17 protein-coding genes are annotated in these 16620 nt (G+C 45.3%); 7 read left to right on the forward strand and 10 right to left on the reverse strand.

The window, feature by feature from the left end; genetic code table 11:
- Positions 1–11 precede the first annotated feature (11 nt).
- On the reverse strand, positions 12–2534 hold the full coding sequence (locus AC1DP6_RS23685; protein WP_477057048.1) for an alpha-amylase family protein: 2523 nt from the start codon (positions 2532–2534) through the stop codon (positions 12–14).
- Positions 2535–2634: 100 nt separating this feature from the next.
- On the reverse strand, positions 2635–3177 hold the full coding sequence (locus tag AC1DP6_RS23690; RefSeq protein ID WP_477057049.1) for a GNAT family N-acetyltransferase: 543 nt from the start codon (positions 3175–3177) through the stop codon (positions 2635–2637).
- Positions 3178–3344: 167 nt separating this feature from the next.
- Here AC1DP6_RS23690 and AC1DP6_RS23695 point away from each other — a divergent pair, with 167 nt between their 5' ends.
- The 4 genes from AC1DP6_RS23695 to AC1DP6_RS23710 all read left to right on the forward strand — a co-directional run bounded on the left by AC1DP6_RS23695 (position 3345) and on the right by AC1DP6_RS23710 (position 6440).
- A complete protein-coding gene (locus AC1DP6_RS23695; protein WP_477057050.1) occupies positions 3345–4652 on the forward strand; it encodes a hypothetical protein in 1308 nt (435 codons plus the stop codon).
- 82 nt (positions 4653–4734) lie between these two features.
- On the forward strand, positions 4735–5115 hold the full coding sequence (locus tag AC1DP6_RS23700; RefSeq protein ID WP_441576845.1) for a PH domain-containing protein: 381 nt from the start codon (positions 4735–4737) through the stop codon (positions 5113–5115).
- 89 nt (positions 5116–5204) lie between these two features.
- The gene (locus tag AC1DP6_RS23705; RefSeq protein WP_477057051.1) at positions 5205–5708 is read left to right on the forward strand and encodes a hypothetical protein; all 504 of its coding nucleotides are present in this window, start codon (positions 5205–5207) and stop codon (positions 5706–5708) included.
- 258 nt (positions 5709–5966) lie between these two features.
- Positions 5967–6440 (forward strand): EthD domain-containing protein, encoded by a 474-nt coding sequence (locus AC1DP6_RS23710; RefSeq protein WP_477057052.1) that lies wholly within the window; start codon positions 5967–5969, stop codon positions 6438–6440.
- Here AC1DP6_RS23710 and AC1DP6_RS23715 read toward each other — a convergent pair.
- Positions 6437–7072 (reverse strand): response regulator transcription factor, encoded by a 636-nt coding sequence (locus AC1DP6_RS23715; RefSeq protein ID WP_477057053.1) that lies wholly within the window; start codon positions 7070–7072, stop codon positions 6437–6439. The two genes, AC1DP6_RS23710 and AC1DP6_RS23715, sit on opposite strands and share 4 nt — an antisense overlap.
- Positions 7062–9047, reverse strand: a complete 1986-nt coding sequence (locus AC1DP6_RS23720) for a tetratricopeptide repeat-containing sensor histidine kinase (protein ID WP_477057054.1) — start codon at positions 9045–9047, stop codon at positions 7062–7064. Before AC1DP6_RS23720 ends, AC1DP6_RS23715 begins: the two co-directional genes overlap by 11 nt.
- A gap of 251 nt (positions 9048–9298) precedes the next feature.
- Here AC1DP6_RS23720 and AC1DP6_RS23725 point away from each other — a divergent pair, with 251 nt between their 5' ends.
- The gene (locus AC1DP6_RS23725; protein ID WP_477057055.1) at positions 9299–9652 is read left to right on the forward strand and encodes a hypothetical protein; all 354 of its coding nucleotides are present in this window, start codon (positions 9299–9301) and stop codon (positions 9650–9652) included.
- A 119-nt stretch (positions 9653–9771) separates the two neighbouring features.
- Here AC1DP6_RS23725 and AC1DP6_RS23730 read toward each other — a convergent pair whose 3' ends face one another.
- Both AC1DP6_RS23730 and AC1DP6_RS23735 read right to left on the reverse strand, forming a co-directional pair.
- A complete protein-coding gene (locus tag AC1DP6_RS23730; protein WP_477057056.1) occupies positions 9772–10332 on the reverse strand; it encodes a dihydrofolate reductase family protein in 561 nt (186 codons plus the stop codon).
- 83 nt (positions 10333–10415) lie between these two features.
- Positions 10416–11210, reverse strand: a complete 795-nt coding sequence (locus AC1DP6_RS23735; protein WP_477057057.1) for a helix-turn-helix domain-containing protein — start codon at positions 11208–11210, stop codon at positions 10416–10418.
- A 105-nt stretch (positions 11211–11315) separates the two neighbouring features.
- Here AC1DP6_RS23735 and AC1DP6_RS23740 point away from each other — a divergent pair, with 105 nt between their 5' ends.
- Positions 11316–11915: a hypothetical protein gene (locus tag AC1DP6_RS23740; RefSeq protein WP_477057058.1), complete on the forward strand. Its 600-nt coding sequence runs from the start codon at positions 11316–11318 to the stop codon at positions 11913–11915.
- On the opposite strand, the gene AC1DP6_RS23745 is transcribed toward AC1DP6_RS23740, so the two are convergent.
- On the reverse strand, positions 11895–12557 hold the full coding sequence (locus AC1DP6_RS23745) for a hypothetical protein (RefSeq protein WP_477057059.1): 663 nt from the start codon (positions 12555–12557) through the stop codon (positions 11895–11897). The two genes, AC1DP6_RS23740 and AC1DP6_RS23745, sit on opposite strands and share 21 nt — an antisense overlap.
- A gap of 105 nt (positions 12558–12662) precedes the next feature.
- On the opposite strand from AC1DP6_RS23745, the gene AC1DP6_RS23750 reads away from it, so the two are divergent.
- A complete protein-coding gene (locus tag AC1DP6_RS23750; RefSeq protein WP_477057060.1) occupies positions 12663–13043 on the forward strand; it encodes a nuclear transport factor 2 family protein in 381 nt (126 codons plus the stop codon).
- On the opposite strand, the gene AC1DP6_RS23755 is transcribed toward AC1DP6_RS23750, so the two are convergent.
- The 3 genes from AC1DP6_RS23755 to AC1DP6_RS23765 all read right to left on the reverse strand — a co-directional run.
- Positions 13015–13326, reverse strand: coding sequence for a DUF1905 domain-containing protein (locus tag AC1DP6_RS23755; RefSeq protein ID WP_477057061.1), 312 nt, complete (start codon positions 13324–13326; stop codon positions 13015–13017). The genes AC1DP6_RS23750 and AC1DP6_RS23755 overlap by 29 nt on opposite strands.
- 146 nt (positions 13327–13472) lie before the next feature.
- On the reverse strand, positions 13473–14420 hold the full coding sequence (locus AC1DP6_RS23760) for a PorP/SprF family type IX secretion system membrane protein (protein ID WP_477057062.1): 948 nt from the start codon (positions 14418–14420) through the stop codon (positions 13473–13475).
- 20 nt (positions 14421–14440) lie between these two features.
- Positions 14441–16620: T9SS type B sorting domain-containing protein (locus AC1DP6_RS23765; RefSeq protein ID WP_477057063.1), on the reverse strand; the 2180-nt coding region annotated here is incomplete at its 5' end.

The following is a 16620-nucleotide window of genomic DNA, read 5'->3' on the forward strand; positions in this document are numbered from 1 at the left end:
GTGAATGCTTATTAAAACAGTTGAATGGTTTGTCTTCTGCTACCATTGGTAACAGGCCACAGCTGTCCCTTCCCTTCTTTTGCTGCTGGTGCTGCCACGCGGCGTTCTGCCAACAAATGACTCTCAAAGCCACTCGTTTTACTGTAGGTAATCGTTATGGTTTTCCCCGCATAGGGCAGAAGGTCTATAGATACCATATTCCAGTCGCGTGCTTTGCTGCTCGGCATACCTATGGTAGCATAAGAAGAAAATTGATTAATCGCAGCTGTATTACGGCGTTTAACCGTTACCGTATCACCATTTATTTTTATGGATGGAATCGCTGGATAACCGGTTAATAGCAACTCACAGCGGCCGTTTATATCTGCGGGAATCTGAAGGATGGTTGTATTACGCTGGGTATTAAATTTTATTTTTTCGGGAGATTGGATACCGCTGCCGGCTTTTCCTTTCTCAAATTCCAACGTCATGGTAGCGTAACCGGGTAGTACAATGCGGATGGTTTTTCCTGAAACAAACGTCTGCGGATATACGTCCTGGTATGGGAAAGTGACGGTGGCATGGTACTTTTCGCCAAATGCGGCGGGGAAGTTTACCGACCGGTCAAAAGGAATAATGAGCTCCTGTGGATTAGCCTGCGTATTACGCGCTACCAGTATTCCTTTGTCGCCATCCCATCCCATATAGCCATAAGCGTTACCTTCATCCGGGCGACCGCCAACAAATACCGTATTATTCAATGCGCCGCGATGAGCCGCCGCCCAGTTATCGACCGTACACAGGGCCTTCCATTCATCGGCAGACATTACCTCCGGAGAGATGTACCATTCTTTTAAAAGCGTACCGCGACCATAATGCATCAGTACATATTCCAGCCAGTCCTGCAAGGTATCATCCTTGCTTTCCATGCGGCCATCAGAAGTTTTGATCACGCCATGTGTCATGAGTCGGGAAACAGGCACCAACGGCCGGTCTGCCGGATTGCCAAACATGCGCCAGATATAAGTGTCGCGGTCGGTGCTGGCAGTTGCACGTGTTGACAGCTCCGGCCAGTTCCGGTTGGTGCCGTCATCACCGGACAACATCCAGAGATAGTCTGCATATACCAGCCAGTAAGGAGAAAACCAGATCCAGTTGGTGAGGTTCTGATAAATATCCGGATTCACTTTCCTGGTGGCCAACAGAATGTCTATGGCCGCATCCAGGTTGGCTTCGTGGCCATGGCGGTCGGTAGCCGGATGATTATTGCCTTCTCCCAGATCACTCAATTCGTTAAAATCATGTTTATAATAAATGGCATTCGTTTGCCGGATGATCTCCGGAATTTGCTGCAATAATTTTGTTTTATTGGGTGTGGCAGATAAACTCAGGTATCTCCCATATTGTTTAAAATAAGTGTTAGGTGTTGCTTCTTTATATCCCTGCTGAGTAGCCCAGGAAATATCATTGTTATAATCATTGATCGCCAGCCATAAGCCAAAGCCGGTGCCTTCTTCGGTCAATTTGGTACTGAGCTTTTTCATGTCGGCCAGGCCATTGGGGAAATATTTGGCAGAAGGCTCCCAGATCGACTTGTTTTTCTGCCATCCGTCATCTACTACCAGGGCATCCATTTTGATACCATAGGGAGCGATTGCGGTTTTAAATTCCCGCCATATGTTGAGGAGGCCGTCACCGCTCAGGTCTTTGGCCCGGGGCTCAAACCAGTTGTTGTAATGAAGGAAGGAGCGGGGTGCTTTCCACATAGTAGCTAAGTACTGTGTGAACGATTGTTCCACAGACAAATGTTCTTCAGCACAACCTACCACGGCTGTTTTGCTATGAATATAATATCCGTTACTCCCTTGCGCCACTGCATAGCCAGGGAAGTGCATGAGTCGTACCATACCCTTTACTGCCATCGGTTCCACGTCTCTGCCTTCCAGGTCTATGAAGCTGTAGTTACCTACTTTATCATAATAGCGTGCATAACTGGCGGGTGTGTTACCATCACTGTGACGGGTATACGATGCAGGATATTCCAGTCCGAAAAACCATTTGCCATCTGCAAATACAGGTTCGCCTCTTCCTCCGCCGGTTGCGGGTTTATCGATGATAAAGCGTTCTGCTTCCAGTCTGTCAATAGTCGCCGGTTGCTGATAATGGAGGGTGATTTTTTTTCTGTTAAAAGCTTCTCCCTTCACCAGGTAATATTGGATGAGCAGTTCCTGTGGTAATGCGGCAACGGCTTTTACCGGTTTATACATGATTTCAATAAAGGAAGTGTCCTGTCTGATGAAAGTAACGGGCGCCTTTACAGCGGTGAAGTCTGCAATAGAATAACCCGTATCTGTATTCATCGGGAGGATATTCAATTCCTCGCTTCTTACGGCCAGCGTGATATGTTGCCGCAGATCTGTAAAAGAGGTAGTGCGCCATACATGGCCATCGAATGACAAGGTTCTGGAGATGCGATCATTTTTAAGGGAAATATCCTGTGCCTTTAGTAGAATAGGCGTAGCACAAAGCCAGAGTGCCAGGTGTAGTTTTTTCATTGTTCCGTAATTTATGGTAGGCGTGATGCCTCAGCTGTCAAAGATAGGCGGCCATAAAAAGGGGAGTGATAGTATTTTCGCTGATCATTGCTGCGGGTTGCTAAAGTTTGCAGGTCATCACGTGCCTTCTTGTTCCGGCTTTCTTTACAAAACTAAAACCTGCTTTTTCGAAAGAGGATATGAAACCCATAAATTTATAGCTGGGAGAGTCGGTTTCAACAGGATAAGCTTCCAGGTATTTTCCGCCGTTTTTCTTTGCGTATTTTTTAGCACCGGCAATTAATTTTTCCACCAGGCCCTGGCTGCGGTAGTCTTTTTTAATGAAGAAACATGCCAGCGACCAAACTTTTTCCAGTGTGTCATCACCTCCCAGGCGCTGATAAGTTTCCCGGGGTGCTATGGAACACCAGGCTACCGGCTCCTCCTGTTGATAGGCTAACAATCCTATGGGGATCTCCTGCTTTACGCGGTCCTTCATAAAGCCTCTTTTGCTTTCGGGGTTGTTGTGCTGAAGCTCTTCTTTAGTGGCTCGCCAAACCATGCACCAACAGAACTTTGGTCCTCCCTTACCCTGGAAAAGTGTATCGAAATCTTTCCAGGTTTTTGTATCGACCGGTTTGAGTGAAATCTTTTTCTTTTCCATGTTGTTGGGTTAAGAACTCAAAGTACCATAATAGTTTATTATAAGCAATCTCCGGGCTCGCTTACGCTGCCTCAAAAATGGCCTGTATTTCTACTGCAGCATTCACCGGCATGCTTTTGTTTAAGCAGGCCATGTTTGTACAGATATTTAGTATTAAATTGGGAAAGATGAACCAATATCTTACGGCGTTGAAAAACAAATTCTTTTTTTGCTTAGCCCTGTTAACCGTTACTGCTACTATAGCCACCGCCCAAACGGACAAATGGACGGGCATTTGGCGGACTGCCGTTAAGCCCTGGGGTGTGGGTTCCCCCATTACGATGGAGCTGCATATTGGTACCCCCGAAGCCGGGATGTTGTATCCGGCTACTATAAAAATTCAATACGGTGAATTCAGGGGCAGGTATGAACTGTTGCTGGCCAAAAAAAATGAGCAGCAGCTGGGCATTGGGCGCAACAAGTATCCACTGGAGCAAACCCCTTTTAAACTGGGTATCTGGATGTGGTATCTTAATGGCACCCTCGATTACCAGGATGGTAAGATCGCTTTGAACCGCATGTGGATAGATAAATTTGATATCTGGATGCGGGGGCTTGATGAGGATGATGAAATTTACGAGCAGTCTAAAGTGGCATTACGTGATTTTCTGTACCGTGGCGCGGCCACCCTCACCAAAGCCGGCAATAAGCCTATGGCAGATTCCACCGTGCAACGTATACTGCATCCGGAAAATAACCGGGTATACTTCGGCATGTACGACAGCATTATATCAAACGATAGTCTCATTGCACTGCAGATCATTGACCAGGAGCAATACGATAAAGATACCGTTACCCTGCTGCATAATGGCAAGGCGATTTTTACCCGGGAGCAAATAAATGATCATAACCGGCGGCTGAACGTGAAGTTGGATACCGGTAGCAACCGGTTCATTTTTTTCGCGGACAACTACGGGCATCTGCCACCTAACACGGGCCTTTTACAAGCTACTATCGACAACAAAGAATACAAGTTTAATTTCAGTAACCAGTCGAATGCCTATGCAACCTTTCTTGTTGCCAATATCTATCATCCAGCTAATGGGAAGCGTACCGGTATTGTTCCGGGACCTGTAACCAACATCACCACCACCAATGTGATACACCGTGAAAACGTTCCGGTGGCCAGCATTCCCGTCAACACCGCTGAAATTGTATTAGAGCTGAGAGATACTAAAGTGCAGGATGGAGACAGCATTTCCCTGTCGCTTAACGGGCAGTGGATTGTTACCGGCTTTCCGGTTAAAACGGTGATGCAGGAAATCCGGATTCATTTACAACCCGGAGAAAATATATTATTATTCACCGCAGACAACCTGGGATCTATTCCGCCCAACACCGCTGAACTACGGATCCGTTATGGCCGTAAATCGAAAACATTCAATCTCAGTACAGATATGCGAAGGAATAATGAAATCAAACTGATACTGGAATAAGCTTGATAATTTCGATTTTTATATGGAAAATGAACATATTTCATAGCTTTGCCGCCGTAGCATTTAAACTCAACCTTATATTATGGGATTCTTTTCAGGACTACTGGGCAATGCCGGCGAAGTAAGCCAGGAACAATTAATTAAAGATTATGGTAAACTGCTGATCGATTCAGAAACCATTGAACTCGGTTTTAAACTGATCAGGGACACGTTTATTTTTACGAATAAGCGTTTAATACTGATCGATAAGCAAGGCATCACCGGTAGTAAAACCGAATACCGCAGTGTAACGTATAAAAGCATATCGAGATTCAGCGTGGAAACAGCGGGTACTTTTGATCTGGATGCGGAGCTGAAGATCTGGATCTCCAGCGAGTTGCAACCCAGCATAGTAAAGCAGTTTAACAAGTCAGTGAATGTGTACGATGTGCAGAAGGTGCTGGCATTTTATGTGTTGAATTAATCAGTTGAAAATACAGTAAGGCCGCTTAACTGGTTTGGTTGGAGCGGCTTTGTTATCCTGGCTAACCCGAATGCCTATATTATTTTACTATGCAACAGGATCCATCTTCGATTTTTGATCAGGATTTTATACAAGGAACACAGTTACGCCGTCGGGAGCTTATGCCGGTTGGCTTGAAAGTACTTGTCTGGCTTTTTTTAGTGTTCACTGCGATCTCATTCACTATCCGTTTTTGCTTTTACATAAAATATCAGTCAGCAATAGACACAGGCTTTCTGACTGGGTTGGGCTCATTTTTTTCCTTTAGCGATTTCTTTCCTATCCTGCTAATTCTGGCAAACATTTTTATCATACTGGAAATGAAACATGCCATTCTGTTCACGTTAATAGTAGCCGGGATTGGTATATTAATCGATTGCTATTCCCTAATTAATGTTTTATCTCTCAAATTGCCTTTTTCGGTGGCAATAATAAGTATAGTAAGGGCCGTATTGGAAATCTTTTATATCGTTATGCTATTAAGAATTAAGAAGGCCTGGGAAACCAAAGCCATTTCCGGCCGGGAATTACGCGCAATCAACAACAATTCCTGAAAAATAGTATCTCCTACAGCGCTTCTGCAATCAAAATTTGTTTTTCCGGATTAACGGAATATATTTGTCTACATATTTAGTGGACTAATGGGTGTGGTATTGCGGGAAACAAGCAGTTATTAAACAGACGGAGATACTTTCTGGTTGTTGAAGTATCGTATATTCGTTACTGTTAGATACCCACTAGTATTAATAGCGCCACCATTTTTAACTGTTATAAACAGCAGTAGGAATTCTTATCATCCCAAAAAAATACAAATGAACGTACCTGCTCCTTATCGCCGTTTTATGTTGAAAGTACTTTTTATGGGTGCTTTTTTAGCCGCCATTTCCCAGTCCGGCTTCGCGCAGAAATCCGCCAGTAGTGAATACTTTGCAGTAGAAGATTATTACCGGGTGAAGTGGGGGAGCGCCGCTGAATTTATCAGTTTATGGAAGGCCAACCACTTACCATTACTCAGAAAAGCCCAGGAAAAAGGAGATGTGATCAGCATTACCGCCAGCAGCCCCCGACTGCATAGTGGAGAAGATACCCGCTGGGATTTTCGTGTGACAGTAGTTTTTAAAAATGCGGCACTGGCTTTTGATGAAAATCTGACAGCCCCTTATGTAAAAGCATTGTATCCGGACCAGGAAGCTTTTCAAAATGCGGAGAAGCATCGGTTTGAATTGTTGCTGGCGCATTGGGATGTAGAAGTGGCAGATCTCGACCTGACGAAAAAAGCGCGTTAAACCAGCCCTTGCTGACTCGCCATTTTTATTAATGCGGCTACATTTCTTACCTGGAATTTCTGGATCAGGTTTTTGCGATGTGTTTCTACGGTCAGTGGACTCAGATTCAGTTGTTGTGCGATGTCTGGCGTGGTTTGACCTTCTGCTATTAAATACAGTATTTCCTTTTCCCTTTTGGTGAGCTGGGGGGTACTTTTTAATTCACCTACAGACGGACGGGCCATAATTTCCCTGACTGCTTTGCTGAAGGTGATGAGGCCACTCATGGCTTCGTGAATGCAGGCAATTAATTCTTCAGAAGAGATGTTTTTGAGTAAGTAACCGGTGGCGCCGTTCTGAAGCATCTGTAGTATCATGCTGCGTTCGGAATGGTTACTCAGCGCCAGCACATGCGTGGCGGGCGACATCTCCTTTATGGTTTTACATAACTCTATACCATTTACATCCGGCAGGGTGATATCGAGTAAAAGGATATCTACTTTATTTTCCTCTAAGAAGGAAATAAAAGCCGATCCTGTCGTAAAGCAGCCTGTGATAGTTATGCCGTTCACGTTTGCCAGCAGCCTTTGCAGGCCTTCCAGTACAATAGGGTGGTCGTCAACAATGGCAAGCGCTGTATTTTTAGTTAACATGTAGCTCAATATTTATGGTAGTTCCTTCATCCGGTACCGAATCTATGTCAATTTTTCCTTTCAGGAAGCCTACCCGGTTTTTTATATTACTCAAACCAATACCTTTTGCAGGGCCGGTGGTATTGGGATCGAAGCCTTTGCCATTATCTTCCTGGGTAATAAAGAAGAGCTGATCATTCTGACTGCATTGCAATATAATATTGGTAGCATGTGCATGACGGATGGCGTTGGCCAATAGTTCCTGTACAATGCGGTAGATATGGATCTGTACTTCTTCCCGAAGGGTATCTTCTATACCCAGTGCCTGGAAATCAATATGGGTGGTTTCACTCATCAGCGATTCACACAGATCTTTCAGGGCTGTGGTTAAGCCAAATTTGAGCAGGTTAACGGGCATCATATTATGCGCAATGCGGCGCAACTCAGTAACAGAATTATCCAGCTGTAGCGTGATCTTTTCCAGTTCGGTGCGTTGATCAACGGAGAAGGTATCTTCAATTTGTGCAGACAAATTTATTTTAGCACCTGCCAGCATACCACCTAGTCCATCGTGCAGGTCCCGGGCCAGTCGCCGGCGTTCCTGTTCTTCTCCCTGTAGCACCGCCTGACTGAATTGCAGCTGTTGTTGCTGTTCTATTTCGTGGAGATGTTGCTGGTAGCTGAGTTCTTTCTGTGCCAGCAGTTTTTTGTTGCTCCGGTAAATGATGAGGGCAAATATAAGGACCACCAGCAAAAAGATACTGGCAGATCCCAGCAACCAGGTCAACAGCCTGGTGTTTTTGGCGGCCAGGGATTCCTGTATCTGCCGGGCTTTCAGTGCATTGATTTCTTTTTGTTTCTCTGCATCCTTGTATTTTATTTCAAGGGCGTGCACATCGTTTTTTAACTGGCTCTGAGACACGCTGTCACTGAGCTCACTGTAACGCTTCATCCACTCATATGCCGGACCCCATTGTTTGAGTCCTTCGTAAGTCGCCGCCATACCATAATACAGTTGTAGCCGGTTGCTGGTTATGCCCATCATCAGCTTCTGCTTCATCAGGTGGGTTAGCACCTCTTTAGCAGGCAGGTAACTTTTATCGTTATAATAGGCGTAGAATTTTTGCATCAGCAGCCGTTGTTCTTCATAATCCAGCCCAAGTTTTTTCGCCAGGGCAATTCCTTTATCAAGACTGGCCAGCGCATCTTTGAATTGGCCATTAACGGTAAAATAGAGACCTTCCGCGTTGTAATAGTCGAGATAGTACTCTGAGTCGGGGTACGCGCTCAGCAGGGGATACATGCTATCCAGTGCCGCCCTGGCATTGACATTTTTTCCGGCCAGTGAATAGTTTTCCGCAATGGTATGATAGGCATCAATCAGTTCGGGGCTGGGTGGGGGAACGGTTTTTAATATCTCAATTGCTTGCTGACAATAGGTTTCCGCTTTGTCGAACTGGCCGGCATTTTTAAATATAATGGCAAGTCCGAGGTAGTTTTTTCCGATCAGTGTCTGGCTGCCCGATTGCCGGGCGAGCGGAATGGATTTGTTAAGTATAATATCGGCGAATGCTTTATAGTTATCCTTGTGCTGCTGTAGTCTGCCGTACTCATACCAGGCTTTGGCCCTGAAAAGGTAGGCCTCCTGGGTTTTAAAGCGGCTAAGCAGGGTGTCTGCCAGCAGGTATTTTTCCTGGCTTTCATCCGGGTGATTTTGAGAGAGCAGGTGGCCATCGTAATAATGATACAGCGCCTGTAAATAGGGCTGTTTTTTTATGTATGGCACTCCGTCCTCCAGGAATTTCCTGGCCTTGAGGGTATCTTTCGCTGTCCAGAAGTCCGCCAATGCAAAACTGGCCCTGACCCGGATACTGTCTGAGCCGCCCCGTAGTAATACGTTTTCCAGACTATCGGTGGGTGACTTTCCGCTCAGATGTATCTGCCCAAAACAGTTATTTGCTATCAATAGGAATAAGAGGAAAAACAGTCTTCTCATACAGGCAAAATAATAACTATTGTGGATACATCGTACCCTTTACCAAAAATACCTGGAAACAGGTAGTTGTGAAACCGGGTATCCGGGTATTGTTTGCAGCAAACCACCGGTTTAACTTTGCGCCTGTACTGTTGAATGTTAGCCATATAAATCTCAAAAACAGGGAAGCCGAAAACTGTAGCATAAAAGAGTAGGCATGCTATCAATACGCAAATATGAAATTGCTCAGAAAAATTTTATTTCCAGCTTTAATGATCGCGACATTATTTAGCGCCTGTAAAAAAGACGATAAAGATGACGCTCCGGGAAGAACCACCCACAAACTGGTATTTAAAGCAGAGGGCTCGGCAGGCGTGAATTTAACTGTTGTAGCTTACGGATACGATACCCAAATCACCTCCGCTTCAAATCTGAGTGGTAATACCTGGTCAAGTGCTGAAATCAATGTTCCTGCATCTGCTGTCAGTGCCAATATCACGATTAATGGTACAGGTGTTTCCAGCACGGCCACATTGAAAGTACAGATTTATGTAGATGGTCAGTTAAAGAAAGAAGCCACCTCCACAGGAACCATATTGTCAGCTACCGGGCAGCACTCTTTCTAATAAGATACCATAAAACTAAACAGGTGGATTTACATAGAAGCAACAGTGCTTGTGCTGTATGCTTGTCATAAGGACCATGACACGAAGAAGGCGCTGGATCACCAGTGCCTTTTTTCGTTTTATTTCTTCTTTCCGGCCTGATAACGGAGGAACACGACTCCCAGCTCCAGGGTTTGCGTTTCCAGAAGCTGCAACCCCTCCACCTGCAGGCCGTCTTTAAAAAAGCGTTTGCCACTTCCCATCACCACCGGATGTACGAGGAATTGATACTCATCTATCAGGTGGGCGGCTGCCAGCGTTTGTATCAGTGTAGCGCTGCCTTCTATCTGGATATCCTTACCAGGCTGTTGTTTCAGCCGGGTAATTTCTTCCACCACATTTTCTTTGATAATGGTAGAATGATTCCAGCCGGCCTGTTGCAGCGTAGAAGAAACCACATACTTAGGTGAATTGTTTAGCTGATCTGCTACTCCCATTTCATTATTCTTCAGGGAAGACCAATAGGGAGCCAGCATTTCGTATGTTTTACGGCCGAATAGAAATGCTCCGGAGGCCAGAATACCATTCTGGATATACTTTCTTCTGTCTTCGCTGTCATAAGGAGCAAACCATTGACCCATGGTGTCTGCATCAAAGATGCCATCCAGTGTTACCCAGGCGGAAACAATTATCTTTCTCATATACTTTTGATTTAATGATACAAAGTAACGGCGAGCCCGAAATAAATGATAGAACAAACCCGACAATTTTTGGCAAAGGGGAATCAATGCGGGAAATCAGTAGCAGCCTTCAGGTATTCAAGAGGGGAATAGTTGGTAAACTCCTTAAAGGCCCGGATCAGGTGACTTTGATCGGCATAACCATTTGCATAGGCTACGTTAATCATATCCGAAAATTGCGTGTGATGAAGGTGTTGTAACGCAGAATGAAACTGGCAGATCCGGCTGAAGGTTTTAGGCGAAACACCCACATGTGATTCAAACAGGCGTTGCAAAGTCCGCTCGGTTACATAGAGTTCTTTCTGTACCTCCGGCAGGGAAACCAGGCCATTATTACTTTGGATGAGCCGGGTGGCAAAAGAAATAGCATCCGGGGAGGAGGCGCCATGCTTAGGGGCTGCCAGCTTCAATACATAGCTGTCCAGGAGCTGAAGACGGGTATGCAGATTAGGGGCATTCAGCAGTTGTTCTTTGAGACTCATGTCCCTGGCCGTTTTGGTAAGACTTAAATCGATACTGCTGTCTGTTAATTCTTTTGCGTCTGCAGCAAACAGGGTTTTTAAAATATGCGGATACAGGAAGTACGCAATCACGGTGATATGTCCTGCTACATGGAGTGCTATGGGTTTTATGTTTTGGCCGTAGAGTACCAGGTTATCCATCTTTTTATCGGCACTTACCAGCAGGCCGGTATCTGTGAGCTGGAAAACGATGCTGGGATAGCCCCTGGCAATGAGCGGTAAAATCGTTTCCCGGTAAACATTATTGTTTTCAATCACCACTATATTGCTGACATAGCCTGAAATGGACGTGTGTGGTAAAATTAATTGCGTTCTCATGATCAGGTACTTGCGTTGTGAAAGTGTGCTGATAACGAATGTAAGAAAATCCCGAATAGGAGAATAACATCGTTTTATTTTTATAACTTAGTAGAAATAATTTTAATGAGTAAAGAACAACCGGAAAAAACTGCTATGAATGAGGATCCGTCGCAGAAATACAGAAAGTTTTTAATCGAAGTAATATATAAAGGAGCTTCCTATTATACTGTTTGGGGAACAGATGATAATGATATTGATAAATTCATAGTGGATACGACTGGGAAGCTATTGTTATTCTCAAATCGGGGTGACGTATTCCGGGTTGTTTTAAATACGGACCATTTCTTTGATATTAAATTACTACAGGCATGGGCAAGGGAAGGCGATCTTATAGAAAACCCTGATTCCGTAATGGATCTGGATGTTTTGTCTATGCGGAATATTCCTGCCACAGCCACCGATTTGCTGGAATCCGTTTATCATAATGTTGGACTAGTGCAAGACTATGCCGTTCAGGTAAATAACGGCGAATTAATTAACCTATTCGACAGCGATATCGTCAGATTCCATTATGACTTTTTTGCCAATTATTTTTTATGGTCACCTCAAATCGATTTTGAATTTACCACCCTGCCGGATGCTTACTCGGATGCGGTGAATAGCATGTATTGTATATTGGAAGCCTGCATTGTTATAGATAGCTTAGAACTTAATCCCCTTTAATCGGTTCCATTTAGGAGATCTGTAAGAACTATGTCGTGTGATGTCTTTATTATTTGTGAGATAGCAATAAAATTGTCGTTTTTTAATATCCCCTATGTATATGAACGGAGAAAAAGATTCTTTTTCAGTGTTTAGCCCGACCACTATAAAAGTGTTATCTGATATCCATTCTGCTTCATCCATGTATGACGTAGCACCCATAAAGAGGAGGCGGGTAGATTTCTTGGCGGTGTAGTCGCCCAGGGTCAGGTACTGATCTATATCTGCTAAAATATTAACCTCTTTTTTCCCGTTAGTGTACACTGTATCGAACACAATTTGACCACTATTCAGATCCAGGTACTTTTGCTTATCGGGCGAATAGCTGACCAGTTTCCCGAATGTTTGCCGAAAAGAGAGATCGTTATTATTCAGACTATCATCCAGGATCATATTTTCGAAATTAATCGTACGGGTATAGGTAAATGAAGACAGACTGAAATGAGACAGGGTAATTGTCCAGTACTTCAGGTATTGGTTAGTTTGGAACAACGACTGATAAGTATTGATTTTGTTTTGGCCAGATGCCGTAATACAAAGCAGGCAAAAAAGTATGCCGGCTAATAATCGTTGGAAAGTTGCTGTTTCGGGGAAATGGATCATAGCAGCAAATTAAAACAATTTGGCGCAAAATGCCCGCTGTTTTGGCAGGTATGCCCCCGATGATGTAAAGGGTTACTGTTAACTTTGTTTAAAACGAATCATTACATGACGGAGAATAAACAAACTGTAGTAAAGTACATGGAAGCTTTTTCCAGAACGGATCATGAAGCCATTTTATCCTGTTTAACAGACAACGTAATATGGGAGCTGCCCGGGTATTATCACCTGATCGGAAAAGCCGCTTTTGATGGCGCAATAGAGAACGATGCCTTTGTGGGCAGCCCCGCTATCACCGTTACACGTATGGTGGAAGAAGGCAACCTGGTGGTGGCAGAAGGCACGGTACAGTCTAAACGAAAAGACGGCGGCACACTTCGTATTGTATTCTGTGATATGTTCCATATGGAGGGCGGAAAAATCCGTCAGCTGACGAGTTATATCATGGATATTTCCGGTGTTACAGCCGCTCCTGCAGTCGAACCGTAACTGTATCGCCTGCCTCTTTTCTGATCAGTTTGCGCAGATCTGCCTTGATAGGTAGTTTGTGTGTGCCATCACCCAATGCCATAAAGGAGCTTTCGAACGGGTGGTTATCAACCGTACCTCTTACTTTTACGAGCCCTCTGGTACCGAAGAAGGACACTGATTCGGGCCAGATGACATAAGTCCAGCCACCTTTATTGGGACTCTTCAGCAGGGTGGCGGTAAACTGTTTCTTTAATGTACCGGTGGCAGGAGTTGCTTTGCGGGAAGCCGTTAAGTGTGTCATTGTATTTGATTTAATGATGACTTAATGATACAGCAAAGGTATTTCCAATACCGGAAGGTCTGGAGGGGTAATCACGTATTTCTGAGGGGCAATTGCGACAAAATAAACGCCTGCGATGGGCCGTTACCATTGCCGCTATCTCCCCATTATTGCCTGAAAAGGTTAACAGTAAGTCCTATTTCATATCCACCATCTACATAAGTTTTCATACCGTTGGTCTGAGTCGTGTACATGGCCTGCAGCGTAACGGTTTGCTGGATATTGACACCTATTCCTCCGGTGAAACTACCGGAGGTATGATATAGTGCCAGCACATTGGCCACATTGCGCAGGAAGCCTACATTCAAACCAAGATCCAGTATATTGTCGCCTCCTCTTACTCCCCTGTAGCATACTTTGGGGATGATGCTGCTCACAGCGCCTTCCGGTTGAAATTTATAGGAAAGTGCCGTGAAATAAATGGTACCACCGTCTACCGCTTTATCATCGCCGGTAAAGAGGGATCTTATATTGGGTAATGATCCCTGCACAGTCCAGTGTTCATTGGTATAAGCCGCTCCAAACTCTCCTTCAAAATAGTTATCGCGGCGGTTAAATGCGCCGATAGATGGATCGGTTTCTTCTCCGTTTACTGCTTTATAGTCTATGCGCTGGAAATTCATGGCCAGCGACAGGCCGAGGTGGAGTGTTTGTCCGCGATTACCCAACGGAAGGTGGTAGGCGTAGGAGAGTGCGATACGGGTACGGTTTAGCAATCCTGCCTCATCATTAAAGACATGAAGACCAGCGCCCACCCGGTTGCCGATATACCCATCAGCTGTGAAAAATTTGGAGATGGGTGCGCCATCAATACCATTCAGCTGCCGGCGATAGGCGGCGTTCAGATGCAGACCGCTATCTACCCCCGCCATAGCGGGGTTGGCCAGGTATTGATTCTGGAAATACTGGGTAGAAGAGGGTTCCAGCAGGGCAGGTGTATTACTGAGAGATTGAGCCCAGCCCAGCTGGTAACCTGCTGCTGTCAGCAACACGAAGCAAAGCAATAATGTCCGCATATGTTTTATATAGCATTGTATACCTGATGAAAGATGCATGATATCACAATTTAATGGGGTCATTGCTGATCCCGGATGATGGTAATATATCCCTTTGCCGTTTTCGTGCTGCCGCTGATTGTCAGAATGTAATAGTAGGTACCTTCTGCCAGCGGACTACCGTTAACTGTGCCATCCCAGTCGTTGCTGTAGTTTCTGCGCTGGAATACAATGCGCCCTGCGCGATCATACACTTTCACTTCATTATTAGGATAGCTGTCGATGTTACGGATCACCCATCTGTCGTTTTTGCCATCCCCGTTTGGTGTCAGGATATTGGTAGATTCTACTTTAAAATCTTCTATTACGGCAATATTAATGCTGCCGGTATTCCGACATCCTGCGGCGTTGACTACGGTTACCTCGTAAGTGGTATTAACCATAATTCTTGCCTGCAGTACGGCGGTTTGTTGTCCGCTGATAATGCCGTCTACCGTTGTCCAGTGGTAGTTATTACCTCCGGTGGCAGTGAGTTGTATGATATCGCCTTTGGAAACAGTATTGCCTTTATTACTGCTGATTGTCACGGCTGGTGGTGTGTTGATCGTAATGCTGAAGGTCCGTTGGCGTGTGTCTACACCGCCATTGGCAGTGCCGCCGTTGTCTTTGATCGTAACGGTCACGTTGACCAGGCCGCCGGTAATATTGCTTTTTAGCTGGTAGTGCAGTACGCCATTCGTCACCGTCAGTATATCAAAATAAGACTGATCCGCAGTAACGCTGATGCTGTACGTTTGTCCAGGTTCTACCGCTGATATGCCTTTGAGCTGTATGGTATGTTCTTCCGTACCAGCACATTCAACAGCATCTGCAATCGCATCAAGCGTAGGTGGCTGATTGACAAATGCAGCTGAAATATTGATAAGAATAGTTGTTGGTGCACTTGTATTTAGTCCGTCACTCACGGTAACGGTTACACTAACTGTGGTACCGGCCTTGCTGCTGAGTATCRCTGCATCTTTTACGGTAATGGCACCGGTAGCATCAATTGCGAAGGCGCCACCGCTGCCGTCTGTGGTAATCGCCCAGTTTTGTATCGTACCTGCGGCATCGGTGGCGGTGAGCACACCAGCCTGGGTACCTACCGGACTGTTAAAGTTGATGTTGAAAGTCTGAGGACTGATAACAGGAGGAGTACCGTCATAAATAAAGCTCAGCGTATTGGAGGCGGTATTTTCGTTGCCTCCTGTATTTGCAGCTGCGCCGGCAGGTATGCTTACGTTGATTGTTCCATCAGTCAATGGAGTTACTACTGCAGTATAGTTGATATGATCAGTTGTTTGCAGGTTACTCACTGTGGCGTTGGAGGCAACGATGCCCGTTGTGGTCAATCCGTTCACCATTTCGCTGAAAGTAATATTCACGGTAACCGGAGTATTCACACGTGCAGGAATGTTACCAGATAATACTACCGAAGGATGTGTTGTATTTACGAGTACGCCGGTAGTGCTGCCTACATTATTGAGTGTGAGTACTGCATCCTTGCCGGCTGTGTTACGGATAGTGCCGGTAAGTGTGGTACCCAGTGTAATACCATCCATATCCATATCGCCCTGCTGCACGGTGTAGCTGTACAATAAAGCATTGGTGCCGCTGCCGCTTACAAGTGTAGCGGATCTTGTAGTGGCGCCTATGATTACATCCAGCGATGAAGCACCGGTAACATTCACCGGTTCACTGAAGTGAACGGTGAAGGAGAGTACCTGGCCAAGTCKGTAAATGGCATTKGCCGGTACATCTACTGCTGTTAYTACAGGAGCTGTTCCTGCAAAAACGAGGCTTAATGTATTGGAAGCGGTATTGCTATTATTACCCACGTTCACGGCTACACTTGCTGGTACCTGTAGGGTTACCGCGCCATCTGTGGCAGGTGTTACGAGAACGGTGTAAGTGATATTATCTGTTGTCTGGAATGCGCTGAGGGTAGCGTTGGTGGTGGTAATGTCACCCAGTGTAAATCCAGTCACCGCTTCGGTGAAGGTGATGGTCGCGGTGAATGGTGCAATCACCGGCGAGGTAGCGGTAGTGGAAATGACTACACCCGGATTAGTGGTATTTACCAGTACCCCGGTAGTGTTGCCTACATTATTGAGTGTGAGTACTGCATCTTTTCCGGCTGTGTTACGGATAGTGCCGGTAACTGYTGTGCCGAGTGTAATACCATCCATATCCATATCGCCCTGCTGCACGGTGTAGCTGT

This window comes from Chitinophaga sp. 01L420, from assembly GCF_056399985.1.